The following is a 23902-nucleotide window of genomic DNA, read 5'->3' as shown; positions in this document are numbered from 1 at the left end:
TCGCGATCCTTGGTCTGGACGATCAAATATGCCAGATCATGGAGCCTTTTGTCTTCTCAGTGCTTGCCATGTCCTTATTCAGAAAAATGTAAAAATGCGAGTATAGGGTTCAGTCATCGCTGAGCAGTAGGCTGGTGTTCGATGCTGTCTTTGCTGCAGGCAGTTAGCGGTGATTTTACTCTATGCTTTTTTTTGTTGATGTTTATCGCGAATGGCATTAGCGCGGGATTCGAGTGAATTTGCTTCCTTGTCACGGTTATTGTTTTTGAGGTGGCTGGCATAATTTCGCAGCGTGCGCTCCAAGAGAGGATGATCTTTCCCCTTTGTTTTTTCAATCATGCTGATGGTGTGTTGAAACAGTTCTTCGGCTTTTTGTGTTTGATTTTGAGTCGCATAGACTAACGCCAGGTTGTTCAGAATTCTTGCTAATCGTGGATCTTCTTTTCCTAATTTTTTCTCAAGACTTTCTCGAGCACGCTCGAGGAGCGTTTGAGCTTTATCGTATTGATGTTGAGCATGATACAATGAGGCTAATTGACTTAAGCTTGCAGCGACTTGCGGGCTATCTGGCCCTAATGCTTTCTCATAGATGTTCAGAATTCGTTCCAACAAGGCTTCAGCCTGTTTGTAATCTTGTTGTTCATTGTAGAGCATGGCCAGGTTGTTTAAGCTGCCGGTGAGTCGTGGGTTGTCGACTCCCATGGATTTCTCATTAATGGTAATAGTTTGTTGGAGCAAGACTTCTGCGTCATCCAGACGTTTCTGGGCTTGATAGAGAAGCGCTAAATTATTCAAGTGTGGAACTAAATTGGTGCTGTCTGGTCCTGAAACCTTTTCAATGATACTCAGAGCACGCTTGAGGTAAGGCTCGGCTTGATCATATTCGTGTTGGCGAGCGTGGAGGCCGGCAAGGTTTTTAAGGTCATTGACCAAATCTTTGTGATCTTTTCCAAGTTCCTGCTCTCTCATCTCAATGGCTTGTTGAAACAACGGTCGAGCTTTATCGTATTGTTCTTGTGCGTAATGGACAGCTCCTAAGTTACTCAACGTCGTTGCCAGGTCAAGGAGTTGAGATTTTCCACCTTTTTTGTAGATCTCGACAATTTTCGTTAAGTAGTGTTCGGCTTGCTCATATTCACCTTGGGCGTCGTGGAGGATGGCCAGTTTGTTTAAGCTTTTGGCAAGACGAGAATCTTGATTATCTTCTTTTTGAGCTTCCTGTAACGCGGCGGTGTATTCTTTTTCCGCTTCTGAATATTTACCCTGCTGGAGCAGTTGGTCTCCATTTTCGGTATATTCATCCCAAACCGTGGTTTCTTCTGTGCAACCTTGACTGATTGTGAGGACAAGGCATAGGCCAATTAGCCAATGGTTGAGCGTGTGGTCTGGTCTCGTTGTTGGTTGTGAGTGAGTCATGGTTTGTGTCTGATTCCTATTCGTTGACAATTCTTCGAAGTGGTCTATCGGACGATTGTACTCCACTGATTTGATGGTTGTCAGTTCGAAAAGGAAAAAGCTTCTGGTTGTTATATGTTGTGGAAGAGGTCTATTTGCTGAGGTCCTGGTCGTCGAAATGTCTGAGGAATGGGTTGGTCAGTCTTTGTGTGATACCCTAATTTTTTGCAACTCAACTGGAACAGTTGTTCAATCATCTGCCAGGTTGGGCCGTGTCCGTTTTGGCGTGCGAAGAATTTTTCTTCTGAAAGTGAGCCATTCCGCAATTCTCGTACGCGATGTATGATTTTCTGTATTTGGCCTGGAAATTGTCGGGTCATTCGTTCGATAAAGACGGCTTCCACGTTTCCGTTGAGACGAAGGAGGCTGTAGGTCGCGGCCGTGGCCCCGGCCTCATGTGCTCTCTTCAGAATGGCGGGAATGTCCTGTTCGTTAAGGCCTGGAATGATTGGGGCGAGGGAGACGGCGGTTGGAATACCCATTTGAGAAAGCTGCTCCATCGCTTCAAATCGCCGTGAGATTGACGGGGCTTGAGTTTCAACTTTTCGTGCTGTCTCATTCTTGGCAAACGGGATACTGAAGTACACACGAATCCAGGCGTCTTCGTGCAGTTGCTGAAGAATATCTCGATCTTGGGTAATGAGGGGTGATTTCGTAATAATTCCGACTGGATTTCTGTACTCATGGCAAACTTTGAGACAGGCTCTGGTGAGTCGATAGGTGGATTCAAGCGGTTGATAGCAATCAGTATTGCCTGAAAAGACCACCAATTCTCCTTTCCATGATCGCTTGTTGAAGATACGGCGGAGTTGCTCTGGAGCATTTGTTTTGACGACAAGTTTTGCGTCAAAGTCAGTACCTGCCCCAAATCCCCAATATTCGTGGCTTGGTCGGGCATAGCAGTACGCGCACGCGTGGAAGCACCCTCTATAGGGATTCAAACTCCAGCGAAAAGGCAGGTCAGGGCTTTCGTTGCGACTGAGGATGTTTTTCGCGTCTTCATGATAAACGGTGATTGTCGTCTGAGTTGTCGGGTCGAGAAGCTCTCGTTGTTCTGACAGGAAACGATTTGCTGGATTGGAAATGACTTTCATGAATGAACGATCGTTTTTTTCTTCAGGACAATCGGATGTATAAGCCTTTGCATGATACGTGTTTTGATGAAATGATGTATGGATTTGGCCATTTTTAGAGAATATGTTGCTCTCTGTATTTTCGAAGAATTCTCTGTCGGCTAGACTGTTTTTCTGATCTCAGATTGAACATTTTTTCTTGTGTCGAGAAGAACACATGATGTTGCTCAAAAACAATCTACACAAAGCGGTGCATCTTTTGTCAGCAGGGTGATCTGTCGGTAATCCGGTCAGTAAGTCATCATGAAGATGCGAGGGGCCATTCTCTTTTCAGGATCATGTATGATCACGACCCTGGTGTTTCCATGATACTTGTTATTTAAGGTGTTTCCTTGTTTGGTTACATGAATTCTTGTAGACTTCTTTTAAGGTCGTTGCCTGTTAATAAAGGCTTTTCTCGTTGCCCCCGTAGCTCAGGTGGATAGAGCAGCGGTTTCCTAAACCGGAGGTCGGACGTTCAAATCGTCTCGGGGGCACCATTTCATTCATTTCATGCTGGAAGTTTTATTGACAGGTCTCAATTGATCTGGTCAATCCATGGTTTTCTCTTAACTTATTGAAGACACTGTATGCGTTTATGTACGGATGGGGAGTATTATCACCAATTTTTTCATCCAGCCAGAGTTGAATTGAAAGTGTTAGAAAAAATATTTTCCTCTAGGGTGTCGATATTTTTCACATGAATCTTTTGTTAAAGAATTCGTATCTAAGTAACCGAAGGATGACTAGTAGGAAGGTTCAATACTGTCAGTCTGATGTTTTATGTTGATTGTATAAAAATGGCTGATATTAAGGAATGTTTGGTCCTCATGCAAACTCTAACTTATATGAATGGTATTTGTATTGCATGTCAGTCATTGAGGATGAGTCGATGTGGGATAGGTCTGGCCGTTAGGGGTCTCCTAGGACCTAATACGGCGGATGGGAAAAATACGTGATAAGGCATGGTCTTGAGAGGTATCACTCTTTCTACTAATATAGTATACTTTTACAATAATTCCCCATCGATTCCTGGTTATTATTGTCTAGGTATAATTACACGTTAAACTCAAGCGAGTATTCAGCGATGGTTAAAACATCGCAACCGAATCTGTATTTCTGCCAACATTAATAGAAGAAAGTTTTTGTTGTCTAATGTTTTAGAAGTAAGAGAACGCACGGGGTGGATTGCACGCACATTTGTTATGCCACTGATGTATCAATAGAAATCGATTAAATGAGAATACTTGTTAAGTATCTCTCAGGGACGAGGTGAGATTATGAGAGTTTGCAGAGGCAAAGGTGGATCCGTCGTGGTGATGATTTTCGTATTTGCTATGACTGTGGGTGTCGGGACAGGCTATGCCCAGGAGACTGCTACTCCTGATGATACAGAGAGACGAGCGGAGAAGACCGCGTTAATTGTTACAGAGGAATATATCATTGGACCAGAAGATGTTTTGGAAATCAGTGTATGGAAAAATACAGATTTATCTCGTGAAGTGGTCGTCAGACCTGATGGTCGTATTACCTTACCGTTAATCGGAGACGTCAAGGCGGTTGGTCGAACGACTCAAGAACTTCGTGAGGAAATTACTCAACGTTTGAGTGCCTATAAAGAAAGTCCGACGATCGCGATTGTTGTCAAAGCCGTGAATAGTTATTACTACTACGTACAAGGTGCCACTGGAACAAGCGGGAAACTTCCACTTCTCAGTCGCACGACGTTGGTGCAAGCGATTACTTTGGCGGGTGGCTTAACACCAGATGCCGTCAGAAGTCGAATTGTCATTTTTCGATTAGGGGTCAATGGTGATGGGGGGGACAAACTTATCGTGAACTATGACGATATTATCCTCCGTGGGGCAGAAAATATTGTTGTCAAACCTGGGGATACGATTGTCGTGCCTTCAGAAACCATGGTGTTGTTACCTTGAGCATTCTACGAATACAAAATTTTCTGGATAGGCGGTGGAATACATGACCCGATGCAAGCACCTGTTCTTTGCGCTGTTGATTGTTTTTATTTTTAGTCTGCTCTTGGGCTGTCCTCGGCCTGATGTCATTGTTCCTCCTGGACCTCCAGAAGAAGGATTTCTTTTGGGTCCAGAAGATGTGTTGGATGTTGTGGTGTGGAAGAATGAAGATCTTTCCAAGGAAGTCGTCATTCGTCCAGATGGGAAGGTTTCGTTACCGTTGATTGGGGATGTCCCTGCGGCAGGTCTGACAGCTGATCAACTTGCAGAAGAAATTGAAGAACGTTACAAGGCGTTTAAAGAAAATCCAGCTGTGTCTGTGAATGTTATTGAAGTGAATAGTTATTATGTTTTTGTTGTTGGTGAAGTCAACAGTCCTGGAAAACTTCAGATGAAATCCTATACGACGATTTTACAAGCGGTATCTCTCGCCGGAGGGTTCACGCAGTTTGCTTCACAGAATGACATTCGGATTATTAGAAATGTTTTGAATGGTGACGGGAAAGTCAAGGAATTGCGTATTCCCGTCAGATATGACGATCTTATTTCAGATGATGGTGCAGCCTACAATGTCACTTTGCAGTCGGGGGATACCATTGTCGTTCCCTGACCCTACGCGTTGCTAGTAAGCGTACAGAGACTCAACGAATTACTGCCAAATCGATAGCTTTTAAATGTGTCTATTATGAACTGAGGGTGAGCACTCTATCTTAGGGGGACGATTCGTCTCGTAACACGTATGGAATCAGGAAACATCACAAATTCAAATAGTGCAAGCGGTGGCGACAATCTTATGATCCAGGCGTATGTGGAAGAACTCCTGGATATCGCCATTCGCCGGAAGTGGTTGATCATGAGCATCGTGTTTGTTTGCACGGTCGCGTCTGGGATTTTTGCGTGGAATCAACCTGAATTATATCGATCCTCCACGACCATATTAGTTGAACACCAAAAAATTCCAGGTAACATTGTGCGGCCGATGGTTGCAGATGGAGTGGCTGAACGGGTTTCAACGATCACGCAACGAGTTCTGAGTCGCACAAGTCTTCAAAAGGTGATTGAAGAGCTGAACTTATATCCTGAAATTATTAAGCAGGATGGCTATGATGCTGTTATTGCGGCTTTTGCCAAAAATGTCACATTGGAGACCAAAGGCTCTCGAGGCCGTTTAGAGTCGTTTACGATTTCATTTGCGCATGGCGATCCGATGACGGCCATGAAGGTAACGTCCAAAATTGCTTCTCAATATATTGATCAAAATTTGAAAATTCGTGAGCAGTTTGTCGAAGGTGCATCCGAGTTTCTGAATCAGGAGCTAGAGATTGCGAGGAAAGAATTAGACGCGAAGGAAAAATTGTTAAGCGAATTTAAATTACAACATGTCGGTCAGCTTCCCGGACAACTGACTACCAATCTTCGAAGTTTAGATCGACTTCAAGCGGAAAAGGAGTCCATTCAAGAATCGTTGAATAACCTGAGCACGAGAGTTGAATTGACGAAAAAGTCTATTCGTGATTATGAGTCCATGGCCGGGACCATGGCAGATATGTCGAGCTTTAATCCAATCCAGGGAGGCGCAAGTACTCCGGCTGATCCGCTCGCCAATCGTTTGGGGGTCATGAAAGAAGATTTAGCTAAAATGTTGGTGGAATATACTGATTCTTACCCAGATGTCATTTCGTTGAAGAATCATATTAAACGGCTTGAAGCTGAAATAGAAGAGAGAGGCGCACTCGGTCTGGGTGCAGAAGATTCTCTTGCCGAAGATTTCTTGACTGATGGTTTGGGGCAGGAGGCCCAAAAGTTTGATCCGTATCTTCAAGACTTGATCAACACCCAAGCTGAACTCAAAATGCAAATACAAACGCTGAAATCGAGATCAAAGAACATTACTGTTGACATGGCGAAGTACCAGAAAAATATTGAAGTGACTCCACAATATGAACAAGAGTTACTCGTTTTGCAACGTGACTATTCAAATATGCGGGAAAATTATCAGAGTTTGCACGAAAAACAGCTCAGTTCTCGAATCTCTGAAAATTTAGAGAAGCGTCAGAAAGCTGAACGATTTCGAATATTGGATCCTGCGAATTTACCGACACTTCCGGAGGGTCCTCCTCGATACCTCATCGTTCTTGCCGGGTTTGCCGTTGGATGTGGCCTGGGATATGGCTTAGCTTTTGCTCTTGAACAATGGAAGCCGACGTTTCGTCGCTCTGAAGATGCGGAAGTGTCTATTGGACTGCCTATTCTTGCAACCATTCCGAGTTTTCACATTGCATACGGGAAATCGTTTAAAAGTCTGTCTCATGCATCATCGGAATTTAGTTCTGGGCCTCATGATGAACGGGGTTTGAGCACTCATTACTTACCGCAGGGTTTTCCGGCAAAGACCACGAATGGGAAGTCTGGAAATCATTCGAAAAATGGTTTTCCTCAGGAACTTGGCCTGGTGGCAAAGTGGAGGCCTGGCTCTATTGTCGCAGAGCAATTTCGAGTGGCTGCGACGAGGCTGAATCTCATGCATTCGACTCAAGAAAGTACGGTTGTTCTCGTCACAAGCTCCATGAAAGGTGAGGGGAAAACGTCGACGGTTGCGAATCTCGCCTACACGTTAGCCAATGATCTGAATGAACCCACGCTTGTTATTGATTGTGATTTTAAGCGGCCGGCTGTACATGAGCTCATGTCCATAGCGAGTGAGCCGGGTCTTGCCGAGTATTTTCATGGGGAAGAACCACTTGAGGCCTGTATGCATCAAGTCTCTGACGGTCCACTTTGGATTCTTACTGTCGGAAATATCAAAGAGTTTCCTGTACCTCTGTCAAAGTTTCCCCAACTGGCATCGGTCATTGATGCGTTAAAGCCACGTTTTCGGTATATTTTATTAGACGCTCCCCCTATTCTTCCGTTAGCTGATATCAATGCATTAACCGGTCTGGCTGAAATCCTCCTCTTTGTCGTTCGATCCGGAAGCACGCCGAAGGATGTCGTCATGAAAGCCACTGATATGTTAAAGACGACAGCACAGGCTCGTTTAATCTTGACCGATGCATGGTCTCAAGGGATGCCCTATTATGTGCGACAAGGGTATGAGGTCCCGTATGCCATTGGCGAAAGAGGATGATTGACTCTCATTTAGGTGATTTACCGCATGTGATGTCGGGGCACGTTAGGTTTATTGAGCGGCTCTTTGAAGTCCTAGGTCTCCGAAGGAGAGTATTAATCCTTGGTGACGGTGGATTGGCAAGTAATCTTGCAAGAGTGTTGGTCACCCATGGGCGAAGTCGATTTGATGTGATTGGGTTCTTGTCGAAGAACGTGGCGACCGTTGGTACGGCGTCTTCCATTCCTCCAGTTATTGGGACCATTGATCAACTTTTTGAACTCACTGAGAATCATCGTGTGCAAACGATTGCCGTTTGTTTTGAAGATCGACGCGGAACGATGCCATTGGATGCATTGCTGGATATTAAATCCCTCGGTGTTGAAGTTGTCGATGGACATCGGATGTATGAGGCAGAGTGTGGACGCCTGAGTATTGATGAGCTCAAACCAAGCTTTTTGATTTTTTCACAAGGTTTCCGACGCAAACCTGTGGTGATGGTTCTCAAGCGGTTAGTTGACGTGGTTGGTGCATCATTAGGGCTATTTCTTCTTGCTCCCCTTCTTCTCATCATTGCATCTCTTATCAAATTAGACTCGCAGGGACCCGTTTTTTATCGGCAAACTCGAGTAGGACTTCATGGTTATCCCTATGTTCTTCGAAAGTTTCGTTCCATGAGACACAATGCCGAAGATGATGGTGTTAAATGGGCTTCTGTTTCAGATGATCGTGTAACGAGGGTCGGCTATTGGCTGAGGCGGTTGCGATTAGATGAACTTCCACAATTTATGAATGTGTTGAAGGGCGAAATGAGTCTTGTGGGGCCAAGGCCTGAACGTCCGCATTTTGTGCAAGAGCTTCGGACGTTTATACCATTTTATGATCTTCGTCATACAGTGCGTCCCGGAATCACAGGGTGGGCTCAAACATGTTTTCAATATGCCGCATCATTAGAAGACTCGCATATGAAACTGCAATACGATCTCTATTATGTCAAGAATCTCTCTCTCTGGCTTGATATTCGCATATTGCTTCGGACGTTTCATGTGGTCTTGCTTGGGACAGGAGCGCGTTAGAACTTTTAACGGGGTATGAAACGTGATTCATAGTTTAAGTTTTGATATTGAAGAACACTTTCAAGTTGCGGCATTCGATTGTCCTGCTCGGCGTCGACATTGGGAGGTTCTTCAAAGTCGAGTCGAAAAGAGTACGGACATTATTCTTGCGTTGCTTGATTCGGCGAACGTCAAAGCGACAATGTTTATTTTGGGGTGGGTGGCCGAGCGGCATTCCGGTATGGTGAAGCGTATTGCGAATGCCGGGCATGAAATCGCCTGTCATGGTTATTCGCATGAACTTATTTCAGTGCAAAATCCAGCAACGTTTCGTGAAGACGTGCGTCGCGCTAAAAAGATACTTGAAGATATTACAGGACAGGCTGTGCTCGGCTATCGTGCTCCAACCTTCTCGATCACGAAGGAAACAACATGGGCCTTGCCGATTCTTGTGGAGGAGGGATTTCTGTACGACTCAAGCATCGTTCCGGCCATGCATGATTCATACGGGATTCCTGATTCCAGTCCGAGTTTGCATTCTCTCGATACGAGTTCAGGGATGCTTTGGGAGGTCCCGCCTTCTACCTGTCAACTTGGCTGGACGCGGATTCCAGTGGGAGGAGGTGGATATTTTCGCCTTTTTCCATATTCGATATTTCGCTGGTTTCTTACCAAAGTTGAACGAGAAGGGCATCCCTTGGTGATGTATTTCCACCCCTGGGAACTTGATCCTGAGCAGCCCAAGATGAATGGTTCGCTCCTTTCTAAGTTTCGACATTATGTCAATCTCCAGAAAACACAAAAACGGATGACTTGGCTTCTTCAGGATTTTCGTTTTTCTCCAATTCGTGAAACGCTTCCCTCCTTCTCTTACTCTTTAGATCCGCACTCAAGTTCTGGCCAACGACATGAAGAGGTTGAGTCATTTGCGAGTCTGCCTAGTCATTCGGATTCAGCCAATAGCTATACGCCTAAATAAGCTTTGCTTCACTTACAGTCGCGTGAATAACCTTTATTCCCTTCATGCATGATCTGCGCGGGTTCGTTTTTTTCTCTTGAGCGTAAGCCTATGTTTTGTATCAAATAACAAATCAGAGCGTTGAGGAACTGATGCGTGTGTTGCTTCGTGTAAGACTTGGTATCGTCGGTTCGGGGTAAAGGTTCATGAGCGGCCATGGATTCTCTTGCGCTCGAAATGTATTGTGCAAAAAAACAAGAAACTTATCGTGCATCGTCAATAATTGTTTCTCCATTGAGGCCAATCGTGAGATCATGTTGATTTAATAGAATTATGTGAGGGGTCATGAGTCATATTTGAATGGCTTATCCAGAAGTTGCTGTGCGATCTGGAGTTTTTGCTCTAATTCCTGATACCTTTTTACTTTAAATAGCTCTAAAGACGTTAGAATGTTAGTCAAATTAAGGACACGTAGGTTGGCGGATATGCTAACTCATGAATTTTCCAAAGCTCTCATATGTTGGTCAAGATGTCTTTGAGAAGGTTTTTGGATAGGCTTGATGTCATGTGTCGAGAATGGTCGATCCCATGAATATTTTATTTCTCGCTCCTCATCCCTTCTATCAAACTCGAGGCACTCCCATTGCTGTCGATTTGATGTTGCGAGTGCTGGCTGAGCGGAAGGAGTCGGTCGACTTACTGACCTATCATGAGGGAAGCGATGTGGAGTATGACCAATTGACTATGCATCGGATTCCAAGCATGCCGTTTATGCAAGGTATCCTTCCTGGTTTTTCTTTCAAGAAATTGTTTGCTGATGTCCTGATGACCGTACAAGCTGTTCAGCTCTCATGGAGTAAACGGTACCACATCGTTCATGCTGTGGAGGAGTCTGTTTTTATTGCTCTGGTCCTCAAGCTGCTGTTTGGAGTTCCGTATGTGTATGATATGGATTCCTCGTTGGCGCAGCAAATGGTTGAAAAGTTCCCCATCTTAAAGTCCGTGGTCTTTATCCTCAACTACGTTGAGTCAGTCGCCTTAAAGCACGCTCTTGTTGTTGTACCTGTGTGTGATTCTCTTGGGAAAATTGCATTGAGTCATGGTCATCCCCGTGTCCTGACACTCCATGATGTACCCATGTTGGTGAAGAGCACGCCTTTAGGGGCTGGTTCGCTTGACCATAAATTTCAGCAGGACCGGTTACGGGTGATGTATGTCGGGAACTTGGAAATGTATCAGGGTATTGACCTACTCTTAGATAGCTTTTCTCTTATTTCGTCACAAGCGGATCATGTTGACCTTGTCATTGTGGGTGGGGAAAAGACTGATATTCAGAAGTATCAGCAAAAATCCAATGATTTGGGAATGCGAGGGCGAGTATCTTTTTTGGGCCCAAAACCAATTTACCGACTTGCCTCTTTCCTTGCCGAAGCCGATATCTTGGTTTCGCCACGCATCAAAGGTCAGAATACTCCGATGAAGCTGTATTCCTATCTTCAAAGTGGAAAACCAATTGTGGCAACGAATTTGCCAACACATACTCAAGTGCTCAATCGAGAAGTGGGTATACTTGCTGAACCGTCCCCCGATTCATTTGCCGAAGGTATGCTTTGCTTGATCAATGATCAGGACCTTGCGGTGAAGGTTGGGGCGGCAGGTAAGCAGTTAGTTGAACAAAAGTTTAGTTATACGGCATTTCGCGAAAAGGTTAATGATCTGTACGGCTGGCTTGGGAAAGTCGTGACGAATAAACCTAAGAAAACATCCTTGCCTGGGTAAGGATGTTTGAGGGAAGCCATTCATTTATGCGTGTTTATCTCACGATTATTAAACGCCGACAGTGAATGTCTGGGTGAGAGAGCATGTGTAGGCCTTAATGGTTGAGGCTGGGTTCCTTAATTTGGATAATGCCCTTACAATAGTAACTTGAGGCATAGACTATCAATTCACAGTAATGATGGGGTTAAAAGAAGAACCGTAGAATGCCTGTCTTCCCAAAATTTCTTGAACAGGTCTTACCACACCTATTGAAGTCGGAATGTTATCATGCAAACAAAGATAATGCTGGCCGTCATCGATATAAAGAAGCATGCTTTTTGCTTAATGAGCAACCCGTCATGGCCGATAACTTTAAGGTGATGTTCAAGGCGAGTATGGGAATGATAAAGGTAGAGATGTCATGATTTCGGCAAAGCCCGAACAGGCGATTGCTAAAAAGCCGCTCGTCAAAAGTTTAGCAGAAACAGAGACCTCGGCTTTGAAAAAGTACCAGATGTTTTTTGTTGGTTCTTCCAGTTTTGGCGCATTGTTAAAGTTTGAATTGTTGACGATGCTGTTTGGGCCACTCCCAGGCGCGATTGGGCTATTGCTCCGAAAGCAGTTTTTCCCCTCATTGTGTAAAAAGGTTGGGGCTGGAGTGGTATGGGGAAGAAATGTTTCCCTCCGTCATCCAGGGAAAATTGAACTTGGTGACCGGGTGGCAATTGACGATTATTGTCTGGTGGATGCGAAAGGGAGTGAAGCCCACGGGATAAAAGTTGGGAATGATGTCTTGATCGCGCGTAGTTCGATTATTCAGGCCAAAAATGGCCCTATTGTGATCGGAGACTCTTGTTCAATCGGGAGCCAATGTCAGTTGAGCTCGGTTGGAGGGATTACCTTAGGGCAATCGGTCATGATGGCAGGGCAATGTTATATTGGTGGCGGACGCTATCATACCGCTGACCGAGAGATCCCGATGATGGAACAAGGACTCTATTCGCAAGGTCCAGTGCTCATTGGAAACGATGTCTGGATTGGTTCCGGGGTGATTGTTCAGGATGGAGTGAGGATAGGAAACGGATGTGTGATTGGATCGGGAGCTGTGGTGACTGAAGATATTCCTGATTATGCCATTGTCATTCCTAATAGGAAGCTTCTGTTCCTTCCTCGAGGTGAGTCCTTAGTGTAGCTCGTATCTCTAGAATGTCTACGTCTATTTATAACGGAACGGATAAGCGATGATTTCTGAAAAGTCGGCACCAGTGAGTTTACAGCTTTACGCGAAAGCCATACTCATTCGAAGCGTAGAGCAGAGGCTGCTTGAATTATTCAAAGAGGGTCGGTTGTTTGGGACAGTTCATACTTGTATTGGGCAGGAATGGACTGGAGTGGCAGTCGCGGAGTCACTCAAAGATGGAGATCTTATTTTCAGCAATCATCGATGTCATGGTCATTATTTGGCAAAAACTGGTGATGTGGAAGGTCTGATCGGCGAGATTATGGGCAAACAGAACGGGATGTGTGGGGGGCGGGGAGGAAGTCAGCACATCTGTTCTCAAGGATTCTATAGTAATGGAATTCAAGGTGGAATTGTCCCCGTGGCTGCAGGTCTCGCTATGTCTCAGAAAATGAGGGGAACGGGGTTCATTGCTGTCGTGTTTATTGGAGATGGAACGTTGGGTGAGGGTGCGCTCTACGAAACGCTGAATATTGCCTCCAAGTGGGAGTTACCTCTACTGGTTGTCCTGGAAAATAATTACTACGCTCAGAGTACCTCCCAACGTGAGACGTTGGCTGGCAACATTCTTACGCGTGGTGAAGCGTTTGGGATCAAAAGTGCTCATGCGAATACCTGGGAAACGGAAGACCTCATGGCTGCGGCCGCCAGATCAGTAGATTATGTCCGAAACGAATGCCGACCACTTTTATTGCAAATTGATACCTATCGGCTAATGGCTCATTCCAAAGGCGACGATGACCGTGATCCTGAGGAAGTTAAAGAGTACTGGGCTAAAGATCCTATTGAACTGTTCCGGCAACAGACTGCTTCTAAGGATATAGATGAAATGGATCGGAAGATCCGAGTCAGCATTGATGCTGCGGTATCGAAATCTGATGCAACGCCTTATTCAGCGATGAGTGAAGTTAATGAGGAGGACCCAACTTCGACCGTTGTTGAATGGGAACCCACATGCATCCCATCGACTGATCGGATGGTCAATGCGATTCATCTTTCGTTACAGCGAAACATGGAACGGAATGACAACATTATCTTGATTGGTGAAGATATTGAAGGCCCCTATGGCGGAGCGTTCAAAGTCACGAAAAATTTGAGCCAAGAGTTTCCAGGCCGTGTGCGAAATACGCCAATTAGTGAATCGGCATTGGTGGGATTGGGGAATGGGTTGGCACTGAACGGGTTACTGCCCGTGTGTGAAGTCATGTTTGGTGATTTTCTGGGTCTGGCATTCGATCAACTCTTAAACCATGCTTCTAAATTTCGGTATATGTACAATGATCAAGTGCGTGTGCCTTTGGTCGTGCGAACTCCAATGGGAGGAAAGCGTGGCTATGGACCAACGCATAGTCAAAGTATCGAAAAGCATTTTATGGGTCTTCCTGGAACCAGAATGTTGGCTCTGCATTCTCGATTTGACCCTGGGCTCGTCTATGATGAAGTCTTTGTTTCCATCGACCGACCGACGATCATCATTGAAAATAAATTGCTCTATGGTCTTCGTGTTAGCGATCAGGTTCCCGGTGGATTCCTGCTTGAACACAGCCATGAACAATTTCCCACAACGCGTATACGACCATTGAGTCCCCCTGATCTTACGGTGTTGTGTTACGGTGGTATGCTGATCGATGTCGAGCGTGCCATCCAGGAGTTGTGTGATGAGCATGAGATCTTGTGTGAAGTGATTTGCCCTCTCCAGTTATACCCATTCAACCCTTGGCCGGTGATCGAGTCGCTTCAAACGACACGCAAGCTTCTGATTGTGGAAGAAGGAATCAATTTTGCCTCTCTTGGCTCTGAACTGTTGGCCCAAATTGCTGAACATCAGCCAGGGATTTTGCAACAGGTCTGCCGAGTCGCGTCACCGAAACACCCAATTCCGTCGAGCGGACCTCTCGAGAAGCAGTGTCTTCCTGGTGAGCATCACGTGGTAGCAACGGCTTTAAAGATGATAAATTCATGAAGAATAATACCCCAGTTATTATTCCACAGGATAATGTGAACGATGAGTCGGTGACGCTGCTGTCTTGGTCTGTTGCCAATGGAGACCTGGTATCGCAAGGGCAAACAATTGCTGAAATCGAAACAAGCAAAGCGGTGATGGAAATTGAAGCCCCAGCTGCTGGAATCCTAGAGTATTCACTTGAGCCAGGAAGTGATATCGATGTTGGAGCGATGCTGTGTTCTATTCGAGGTGACGACCAAGGAAATGGAGTGGAGAGTCAGTCCCCGGCTACACCAGAAGTTCCAAGGTCGTCCATGGATACCCATCAAAACGGCGAAGATCCTAACGTTGTCCCTCCAAAGAAGGAAGCTCAGTCTCACTTTACGAAAAAAGCCCTCGCATTGCTAGAGCAACGAGGTCTTCCGCGTGAGCGTTTTGCTGGTCGAGGTCTCGTCAGAACGGAAGATATTCTCCATGAATTAGGTGAAGGGCTTTCGTCGACATCTCCATCGTCTTTGCCGGTTGTTTCGAGAGGGGAACGACCGCGATCCCTTGCCTCTCCGACCCCTGCGTTGGATATACCATACCGAACCGAAAAGCTGTCAAAAAGCAAACGAACAGAAATTGGATATTTAACGTCTGGTTATCAGAATGCATTGCCGAGCGTCATTACCGTGGCTATTCCGACTAGAGGGCTCCGGGCTGCGGTTGAACAGAATAAACAGGTCGAAGCCTCAGCCACTGCAGTCATTATTTTTGAAGTCGCGCGTTTATTGCATCATTACCCATGGTTCAATGCGTTTTATCAAGATGGCCATGTGAATTTTTACAGTGAAGTGAATATTGGTTTTGCTGTTGATGGAGATCATGGCTTAAAGGTCCCGGTGATCCGGACTGCAGATACCAAAAGTATTGCTGAGATCACTAATGAAATCCAAGAATTGATGGTCGCCTATCTCGGGAATACGCTATCCAACGCTCATCTTCAGGGTGGAACGTGCACGGTCACAGATTTGTCAGGTGAAGGCGTCTTTGCGTTTCACCCACTTCTCAATCAGGGACAATCGGCGATCTTGGGTGTTGGTGGAGAGTTTTTCCCACCTGGAAGTCGAGAGGGTGTCTTTAACCTGATTTTAGCGTTTGATCATCAAGTGTCTGAAGGACGTCAAGCGGCCAAGTTTTTGCGCGAACTCGGTGAACATCTTCAAGCTTACGAGGCCGCACTGGCCGGAGATATTTCGAGAGATCAAGAGGCAGAAGATGTGGAAAAACTCAGCTGTGCTCGTTGCCTCACACCGCTTGGGAAAATTCAAGAATGGGATAAATTTGATCATTGGGATCACTTTATGGTGTCAATGGTGAAGCCAAATGGTCAGCGTGGGTATTTGTGTAGTGTCTGCGTACGGGGTTGGTAGCCATTCGTATGGAACATGAACTTAAACAGATCGTTGCTGAACTTTTCGAAACAGATTTTCATGCAGTCAATGCAGATTTTCTTTTGTCCACGAGGCGCATGCAAGGTTCCTTGGCTCGGGCTAAACTCGATGCGGCCATTCGACATCGTCTTGGAGTGAAATGTCGTGGGGTCTATTCGGCACAAACTTATGGTGAACTGCAAGAGGCCGTTCTCGGGGTTTCTGTCAACGGTGCTGAGACCGATACGTCATCTTCGAGCGTCAAGATGGGAGCAAACGTGAAGCCCTCTGTAATGTTGGGGGAGAACCGCATCGGATCGGTCCCTGTCCTCAGTTGCGGAATAGACATTGAAATGGTCGATAGTTTTCCAAAAGTTGATGACTATTGGAAAGATTCGTTTTATACGAATTCATTTTCTTCTGTTGAGATTGCCTATTGCTTACTGCAAGAGAATCCGCGTATGCATTTTGCCGCTCGCTGGTGTGCCAAAGAGGCACTCAAAAAATGCGAATCGTCATATCTTTCTGAAGAAATGAAAAACCTAGAGGTCGTTTCCAGCAATGGGGCTCCACCAATCTTCCGACATTATCAAAACGGAATTCCTGTCCCTATACCTTTTGCTGTGAGTATGTCGCATACGTCACTCATGGCAGTTGCTATGACGATCAAACAAGCCAATGTGTGAACGAACGTTTGAACCCCGAGGGTAATGGTAGTCTCGACCGGACTCGAGAACGTGCTCACATGAGAGAAAGCCTGTTGAATCATTCATTCTCTCGTTTTTAGCAGACAAATCCGACATGGATTTTGCTGAGTTCTATACGGCATCGAGGGACCGTTCAAAACAGACGACCAGCAAGGCCGCATGCCGCGAGGCTTTGACATCTGCGATTGACACGGCAGGAGCCGTCATATCCCCAACAAAGGATGCCCGATAGGTTGCGTTTGCTCACGGGAACTATCGTGTCGAAGGACACTTTTCGATACGTCAGGGTCTTCGAATAATGACCTGCATGCGCGCCTGCACGTCGAAGCGTTTCGGCGCGTAGACTTGTAGCCGCTTCGGCGTAGGCAGGGAACGCTGCTGGCGGTTTTTTTAAACAGCCTCAGAAAGGTTTTAAACGCCGCTCTATCAGGTTTTTGATAAACAATTGCCTGGTTCTCCTATAATTCAGACGACATTGAGAGCGAGCTTCTGACGTATCCCTGTCACCGTTCTTTCACTTTCAACCCCCATCATCAATCAGTATTTTCCCATCTCAAAGGGTAGCAAAGAGTTCGACATTCGCAAGTTCATCTCGAGGCTTCCCCATTCAAACTCGTATGGTCGCCATTCTCCTATGACTTCCATCTGTAGTAAACCGTCGTGCCAACGCTGCCCAGCAGGTTGAGCGACGGACTCATAGCTCTCACCGTTAGCTCTCGCCCATACTGAGGCCGAAAGTATCGAGCCCGAGTCGATCTTTTTTGGGTTGTCTCCTCGATGCCTCTAGGCTTTCATTCCATCAAATCTTTTTCGTCCTGATGAGATTCAGTCGACATCCCTCTTCATGAAGCAACGCCGAAATCCCTTTATTGCCCGTCCCGTTTTTGTGTGGGTCGCACAACTGCCTTGATCTAAGCATCTTACATCATCAAGGGAGAGGGCTGTAGCACCGTTGAGTTGATCTCAGCTGCACACATGCCTGACACGTCCATAAAGAAAGCTTCCACCCCACCCAGCGTCGGTTAAGTTTACGGCAGATTTTCCGAAAAGATGGAGGTAGGACAAGCAGAAAAGCAAGTCCACGAGTTCAGACATTCCCACTAGCGAGACGCGTTCTCGGGGATTGAGGAGGGTGTCTTACGACTGCCGTAAATACTTAGGGAGTTTCTGAGTTGCACACCTTGAATAGCACAGAGTCTCGGTCATCGACATCGATAGGTGGGAAGACCAATTCCGAACTAAGTGTCGAGATCAGTGTCGCTGTATTAGCCTATAATGCTCAGCACCGTATTCATCAGTGTTTAAACTCTGTTATGAATCAAACACATCCTCCAGATGAAGTTATCGTTATTGATAATTGTTCTTCTGATCAAACGGCTGTAATTGTTAAGCATGATTTCCCTAATGTTCGTCTCGTGGTTAATCAGACTAATTCCGGTTGTAGTGGGGGGAGAAACCTTCAGGTTCGTCATGCAAAGTACCCTTTCGTGATGATAATAGATGACGACGCATTTTTAGCCCCAGATTGTTTAAGTGAATTGGAAAAGGCTGTTCAGAAAATCCCTTATGCTTCAGTGTGGTCACCGCGCATTTGTTATGAACAAGATCCTGGGTTAGTGCAATTTGATGGCGTCGACCTTCATTTTCTTGGAGAAGCCGTCCTTGTGAATCCAGAAAGACGGATCACGTATGGGACAGAGTCCCAAACAAAAAACACGGCATCAAATCAACTAATTGAAAAAGAGCTACATGATAGGCTCCCTCTTCCAGTTGATCCCTTCCGTATCAATATACAGGGCGGAGTAGCCTTTCTCATAAAAAAGGAAGCAGTTTCAAAGATGGGAGGATACGACGAAAGCTACTTTTTCGGTCGAAGTGACGGTGAATTCACCTTTCGCCTAACTTTGGCAGGGCACCAGATTTACTCGGTTCCAGCAGCGTTGGTATATCATCGGATGAAACAGAGGGGATTTACACACGTGGATCGTCAGGTTAAGAATCGTTGGTCGATGATACTTCAAACATATTCGTGGAGAACAGTATTGGTTTTGTTCCCAGCATTTGTGGTGTACGAAGTGTCAGTAATTGTCTTCTTGGCGCTTAACAAGAAGTTGGGACGATACGTTACGGCCAATTGGGATGTGATAAAGATGTTACCTCAAACTATGAGAAAGCGACGAATGGTTCAAGCTCTTAAGCGTCGAGGTGACAGTGAGTTACTCTCGGGCGGATTCATCAATATGAGAGCCGACCTTTGTCGTAATCCACTCGTCCGCATTGGCCATCATGCCATGTGCCGATTTTTTAGAGGGTATTGGACTTGTGCCAAGTGGTTTCTTGGCTAACGAGTGTGGGGATGTTCCATCGGAAATACTTATCCTTAATCTGCTTTTGCATCGACGTTGCTGAAGCAAATTGATCCGGTCCTTGTTCGTCGATTCCCTCCTCAATTTCTGCTGTTTTTTTGTAAAGCTAGTTTATTAAGTTAGTATATTATACTTAATTATGGTGCCAAAGATATTTGGCAAGGACGGAAGTATAGGATGTCTTTGTGGAGCCAGTCTTTGGTTTTGTGGATATGCGTGCTCAAAACTTCATGATCCCATTACAAAGTTCTATTTAATGCCTCAGTGTCAGTGTTTCGGCATTCTCGTGCTGCTAATTCCTAGCCGTTGATTTCTCAATGCCTTTTTTATTAATACCGAAAAATCTACTCTGCTTGAAAAGTCTAATAGCTTATGTTGGCCATAGGTCTTGGCCCCGAGACCCCAAATAGCACATTTTGGGGATACCATAACCGCATTCCTACATGGCATGATTGCATAGATATTTTCAAGAGTTCCCCCTGATCCCTTCCCCATATTAGATGAGTCGAAACTTCGATCCGGATTCAGTAGGTACTAGTCACCCATCAAAGGAGATATATGTACCTATAGAGTCCGTAGAAGTGTCAATGTAGGAAAAGCCTCTGGTTTCAGGGGAAATGAAGCATATGATTTTGATTACTTGGAAGTAAAAAATAGGTTGGGTATTTCTCATAGTGTTTATAGAAAAACGTAACAAGAACATGTTAGGTTCAAAATGTGTTTGATAACAATGGTACCAAGTGGCCTTCCACATCGGGAAATGTGGGCATTGTGTGATCGTCCTATCATTTGTAGTAAGTTTATAAAATCTTTCATAACCTTCTTAGGCAAATGTCGGTCTAAGACAATTAAGGAGGTCTACTGATATATCATTGTTGAGGGAGATTGAGGTGTATTTGGGTGAAGAATTCGTGGAAACTTAAAATGCATCGATCTGCATAGTATCTTGTCAAGTCAGGATGACTAGGATGAAACATGATTGGAACTTATACTATCTATCATTTCGAGATTCAATTGATACATCTGAGAGTAAGTGCCTCTTTCCATGATGATCGCCCACCACTGAGGGAATGATCTGAGAACGTTGCTCTTAATCCTCCAGTTTGTGTCTACACTTGGCATTGTCCCCACCTGAGTGTTTAAGCTTCTCCCAAAAACATCAGCCTTATTCGGCTAATACTTCAATTACCAATTTGATCTGTATGAGGGTAACTATGATTTCCAAGAGAACTGTTCTGTGTATTCAAAAGATTATGTGTGTAGGGGCATTCTTTGTTGCGGTCATGGTTTTCATGTGGAGTCCTGCCATGGGAATGAGCCAGGTAGGGCTCTATGATGCGTGGTGGGCTCAGGTGATTAATTCAAAAAGCTATAATAATCCTTTTAATTTTAATGAAATAAATCTAGAAGTGACGTATACCTCACCGACTGGGAAGAAGATCAACTTCTTTGGCTTTTACGATGGCGATGGAAAAGGTGGACAAACAGGGAATGTCTGGAAACTGCGGTTTATGCCCGACCAGATAGGAACATGGAGTTATGTCTATAATTGGACGGATGGAACGCCGGGAGGTTCAGGGAGTTTTATAGTTGTCGACACGGGCTTACCAGGGCCCTTAAAAGTCGCGACTGATAATTCATGGTATTTTATGACCTCTAGGGGTAAGCCATTTAATTTTCGAGGCTATGATCTTCATCACGTTGGCCCAGAAATTCATACATCAACGACTTGGGCAACTGCTTCGTCTACGTATATTGATATCATGACAAACAAGATGATTGCTCGCGGGTACAATATGGCCATGGTGGATTCCCCATCAAACTCGGAAAACTCGAGGAGCTGGTGGAAGAACGGACAAAAAGATGTGTTTGACCTTGCGGTTTGGCGAGATTATGAAAAAATGCTCCTCCATGCGTTGAGTAAAGGGGTCTATGTGTTTCCTTTTGATGGATTCGTTTCACAGGGAAACAAAAACCATATGACGTCGATACTTGCTCATTATATGGTTGCTCGCTTTGGAGCCTATGCCTCGTATATGGGGTTTTCCCCGACATGGGAATGGACGGACATTTGGAGTGCTTCAGAAGTCAATCAGATCATGAATGAAGTGCAGGCTTTTCATCCTTTTGCATCTTTGCTTACTATCCATGACTGTTCTAAGAGCGATTTTATAGGCTGGCTTGATTTTTCCATGCGACAGGCAGCAAGTCCATCAAAGCCGACAAGAGATATCTTTTCTGCCAATTCCCGTACTGCCGGTCAAAGTCAGGGTAGCTGCAATACCACAGGGGGAGTGGCGGGTGCATTCTTGAACAAACCGATCATCGGGTCTGAAGAGATTTGGGAGCTTCCCGGTGGGAATTTTGGGGAGCCTCGCAACAAGACGGAAGTTCGAAGAGCGGCTTGGGGTATCATGATGGCGGGCGTGATGCCTCTGTATTCTGAATGGACTAAATGGAGTGATAATCCTGGCAATATGCCCGGGGAGCCTGAAGTCCGTCGCATGTTTGATTTTTTTTACTCTAAGACAACGTATCGAGAATACCAACAGCTTAACTCTCTCGTGTCGAAGTCCAATCGGCAGGTTGCCTCAGGGAAAACGGGCCTCGAATACTTGGTCTATGACGAAAATGGTGGCTCAATCACCATAAACCTGGGAGGCGCTGGAGGTACATTCGATCTGTTGTGGTTTAATCCCATCTCAGGAGCGACCCAGAACGGTGGGCAGGTAAATGGTGGAGCATCTCGAACCTTACATTCCCCATTTTCAGGTGATACGGTTCTCCTACTCACAAAAGGGGCGGCTGATACCACACCTCCTGCCGCACCTACGAGTCTCAGGGTCCAGTGAAATAGGGCTCCTGCAGCACCACCAGATAGCATCACCAATCACGGGTTTTAAAAGTGGGCCTGAGCAGTGGTTGAGAACTTCTTGGCCGCGGCCATAAATTTTCGAATTATTTTATTTCAGGAAGACTTCGTTTTGAAATCAGGCGCTGTCACGCATCTAACCTATTGCAAAACCCTACACAACCAAATGATTTTGAACTCTTGCCGAGTGCATGGTTCAAGCATGCACCTCTCGAGTTCTTTGGCAAGCAATCCAGCCTCTTTTCAAGATTTCATACTCCTTGGTGCCCTGTGTCTATGCTTATTTTAGCCGACTCGCTTCATTCTTCTGTTCTGGTTGCAGTTTGGAGCCCTTCAAAATGTGCAGTCCTCGAGAACTGTAGGCTCTCTTTGCTATGTACGCATTTAGTCTTGCGTGGTCTTTAGTGTACGAGCAATTTTCAGGGCTCGCGTGGTTCCCACTTTTAAACTTTGCCATATAAGTTTGCATGCCTATCAGACATATCCCCAAGGAATCGTGTTCCTTTTTATTAGGTGTATTTCAATTCCTGGCTACCTCAGTTCTTTTGAGTCTGGTTTAGAAATTCAGATAGATAAACTTCAAGAAGTCGAAAGGAATTGTCGAAACTTATCTATAGACGTTCGAATGAAATAAAGATGAGAGCGAAGCTTGACACCTGATAAGGTGGGCATGCATGAGAAATTCAATGTGAACGCCGACACCTCGCAGCTTTCTCAGGAGATTGTTTTGTGATAGTAGGTGTGAAGTCACGCGTCACCTCTTGCATGTATGGTTCAATCAGTATCATGTGAAGATTGATTCTTCCAGGCCGATACATCTAATTCTCAATGAGACGTTAAGAGAAAAAATGAATGTGCAGTGGTTTTAAGTAGAGATGCTGTCACTGTGATATGATCTTTAAAAAATCTTGACAGCAATTTATGTTGATCTTGTTCGTACAGATGGATCGTTCTCCATGAACTATGCCTTTTGGTTTCGTCTCATCGTGAGTATCCTCGTCACGGCGCTTCTCTTGCGAGCAATTGAGTGGGATGATTTTCCTGGGTTAAACGATGTCAAAGTTGGCTATTTTTGTATAGCTGGGATGCTCGTGTTGCTCAACCGTTTTATTAATGCGTTTAGGTGGCATACTTTAATTAATCAGGCATCTTCGACTTTGAGTTTTAGGCATGTTTTAGGGATTTATTTCAAAAGTTCATTTGTGGGACTTGTCATGCCATCCAGTGTAGGGGGTGAGTTTTTGAAGGGCTATGGTCTCATGAAATCTGGTTCGGGAGCCATAGATTCATTTTCTTCAATATTTATGGAAAGGTTATTAGGACTCATTTCACTTTTAGGAACGGCCTTGATAGGATTTTTGTTTTTAAACATTCAACTGGATGAAATACATTCAGTTGCGATTAGTAGGGTTTTTATGACCGTATTTGCTTTGATTGTTGGAGGACTCATGGGTTGTTATTTTGCTATTCCTTGGATTGAAACACGATTAAAGCCGCATAGCAAAGTCACTGTGTTGGTTGAACGGTTACGTCAGCCTTTTTTCTTTTATCAAGGAATAAAAGTGAGATTATTTTTAGCCTTTCTCCTTTCTTTTATTATTCAACTGGTTCGTGTCTATGGCGCCTGGTTCGTTGGCCTGGGATTGGGCATAACTGTGGAGTTGGCTTACTATGTATTATTTATTCCAGTCATCACGCTTATTGCCATGATGCCAGTATCGATTGCGGGTCTAGGTGTTCAGGAAGGCGCTTTTGTCTACTTTTTTTCATTGACGGGAACGAACCCTACAATCATCCTTACTATGGCATTAATTCTGAGACTCCTCTTGATCCTAGCTGTTTTACCTGGAGGGTATCTTTACTTAAGGGATGGTTTGGGGTACAACTCACAACAGGGAGAAACGCTGAAACCCTAGACATACATAACGACCCAAGCA

General features: G+C 45.1%; 15 protein-coding genes and 1 tRNA gene. 14 read left to right on the top strand and 2 right to left on the bottom strand.

The window, feature by feature from the left end:
• Positions 1-180: 180 nt before the first annotated feature.
• Together ACWQXP_RS11770 and ACWQXP_RS11765 are read right to left on the bottom strand one after the other, a co-directional pair.
• Positions 181-1416, bottom strand: coding sequence for a tetratricopeptide repeat protein (locus ACWQXP_RS11770; protein ID WP_454063068.1), 1236 nt, complete (start codon positions 1414-1416; stop codon positions 181-183).
• Positions 1417-1526: 110 nt separating this feature from the next.
• Positions 1527-2549 carry a PA0069 family radical SAM protein gene (locus ACWQXP_RS11765; protein ID WP_454063067.1) on the bottom strand — a complete coding sequence of 341 codons (1023 nt, stop codon included), beginning with the start codon at positions 2547-2549 and terminating at the stop codon, positions 1527-1529.
• 441 nt (positions 2550-2990) lie between these two features.
• On the opposite strand from ACWQXP_RS11765, the gene ACWQXP_RS11760 reads away from it, so the two are divergent.
• The 14 genes from ACWQXP_RS11760 (at position 2991) to ACWQXP_RS11695 (ending at position 23881) form a co-directional block, all read left to right on the top strand.
• Positions 2991-3067 (top strand) — tRNA-Arg (locus ACWQXP_RS11760).
• A 780-nt stretch (positions 3068-3847) separates the two neighbouring features.
• The gene (locus tag ACWQXP_RS11755) at positions 3848-4504 is read left to right on the top strand and encodes a polysaccharide biosynthesis/export family protein (RefSeq protein WP_454063066.1); all 657 of its coding nucleotides are present in this window, start codon (positions 3848-3850) and stop codon (positions 4502-4504) included.
• A gap of 43 nt (positions 4505-4547) precedes the next feature.
• Positions 4548-5153, top strand: coding sequence for a polysaccharide biosynthesis/export family protein (locus ACWQXP_RS11750; protein WP_454063065.1), 606 nt, complete (start codon positions 4548-4550; stop codon positions 5151-5153).
• 183 nt (positions 5154-5336) lie between these two features.
• Positions 5337-7670 (top strand): XrtA system polysaccharide chain length determinant, encoded by a 2334-nt coding sequence (locus tag ACWQXP_RS11745; protein ID WP_454063064.1) that lies wholly within the window; start codon positions 5337-5339, stop codon positions 7668-7670.
• Positions 7667-8725 carry a TIGR03013 family XrtA/PEP-CTERM system glycosyltransferase gene (locus ACWQXP_RS11740; protein ID WP_454063063.1) on the top strand — a complete coding sequence of 353 codons (1059 nt, stop codon included), beginning with the start codon at positions 7667-7669 and terminating at the stop codon, positions 8723-8725. Before ACWQXP_RS11745 ends, ACWQXP_RS11740 begins: the two co-directional genes overlap by 4 nt.
• A gap of 22 nt (positions 8726-8747) precedes the next feature.
• Complete coding sequence (locus tag ACWQXP_RS11735; RefSeq protein ID WP_454063062.1) at positions 8748-9683, top strand: XrtA system polysaccharide deacetylase; 936 nt, start codon at positions 8748-8750, stop codon at positions 9681-9683.
• A 567-nt stretch (positions 9684-10250) separates the two neighbouring features.
• Positions 10251-11441, top strand: a complete 1191-nt coding sequence (locus ACWQXP_RS11730) for a glycosyltransferase (RefSeq protein ID WP_454063061.1) — start codon at positions 10251-10253, stop codon at positions 11439-11441.
• A gap of 400 nt (positions 11442-11841) precedes the next feature.
• Positions 11842-12612 (top strand): acyltransferase, encoded by a 771-nt coding sequence (locus ACWQXP_RS11725; protein WP_454063060.1) that lies wholly within the window; start codon positions 11842-11844, stop codon positions 12610-12612.
• Positions 12613-12661: 49 nt separating this feature from the next.
• The gene (locus ACWQXP_RS11720; RefSeq protein WP_454063059.1) at positions 12662-14623 is read left to right on the top strand and encodes a dehydrogenase E1 component subunit alpha/beta; all 1962 of its coding nucleotides are present in this window, start codon (positions 12662-12664) and stop codon (positions 14621-14623) included.
• Positions 14620-16020, top strand: coding sequence for a 2-oxo acid dehydrogenase subunit E2 (locus ACWQXP_RS11715; RefSeq protein WP_454063058.1), 1401 nt, complete (start codon positions 14620-14622; stop codon positions 16018-16020). Before ACWQXP_RS11720 ends, ACWQXP_RS11715 begins: the two co-directional genes overlap by 4 nt.
• Before the next feature lie 8 nt (positions 16021-16028).
• Positions 16029-16706: a 4'-phosphopantetheinyl transferase superfamily protein gene (locus ACWQXP_RS11710; protein ID WP_454063057.1), complete on the top strand. Its 678-nt coding sequence runs from the start codon at positions 16029-16031 to the stop codon at positions 16704-16706.
• 1193 nt (positions 16707-17899) lie between these two features.
• A complete protein-coding gene (locus ACWQXP_RS11705; RefSeq protein ID WP_454063056.1) occupies positions 17900-19072 on the top strand; it encodes a glycosyltransferase family 2 protein in 1173 nt (390 codons plus the stop codon).
• A 1235-nt stretch (positions 19073-20307) separates the two neighbouring features.
• Positions 20308-21945 carry a DUF5060 domain-containing protein gene (locus tag ACWQXP_RS11700; protein ID WP_454063055.1) on the top strand — a complete coding sequence of 546 codons (1638 nt, stop codon included), beginning with the start codon at positions 20308-20310 and terminating at the stop codon, positions 21943-21945.
• Positions 21946-22921: 976 nt separating this feature from the next.
• Positions 22922-23881 carry a lysylphosphatidylglycerol synthase transmembrane domain-containing protein gene (locus ACWQXP_RS11695; protein ID WP_454063054.1) on the top strand — a complete coding sequence of 320 codons (960 nt, stop codon included), beginning with the start codon at positions 22922-22924 and terminating at the stop codon, positions 23879-23881.
• The last annotated feature ends 21 nt before the right edge of the window (positions 23882-23902 follow it).

Source organism: Candidatus Nitrospira salsa (assembly GCF_965152625.1).
This window is presented reverse-complemented; position numbering and strand designations above follow the sequence as displayed.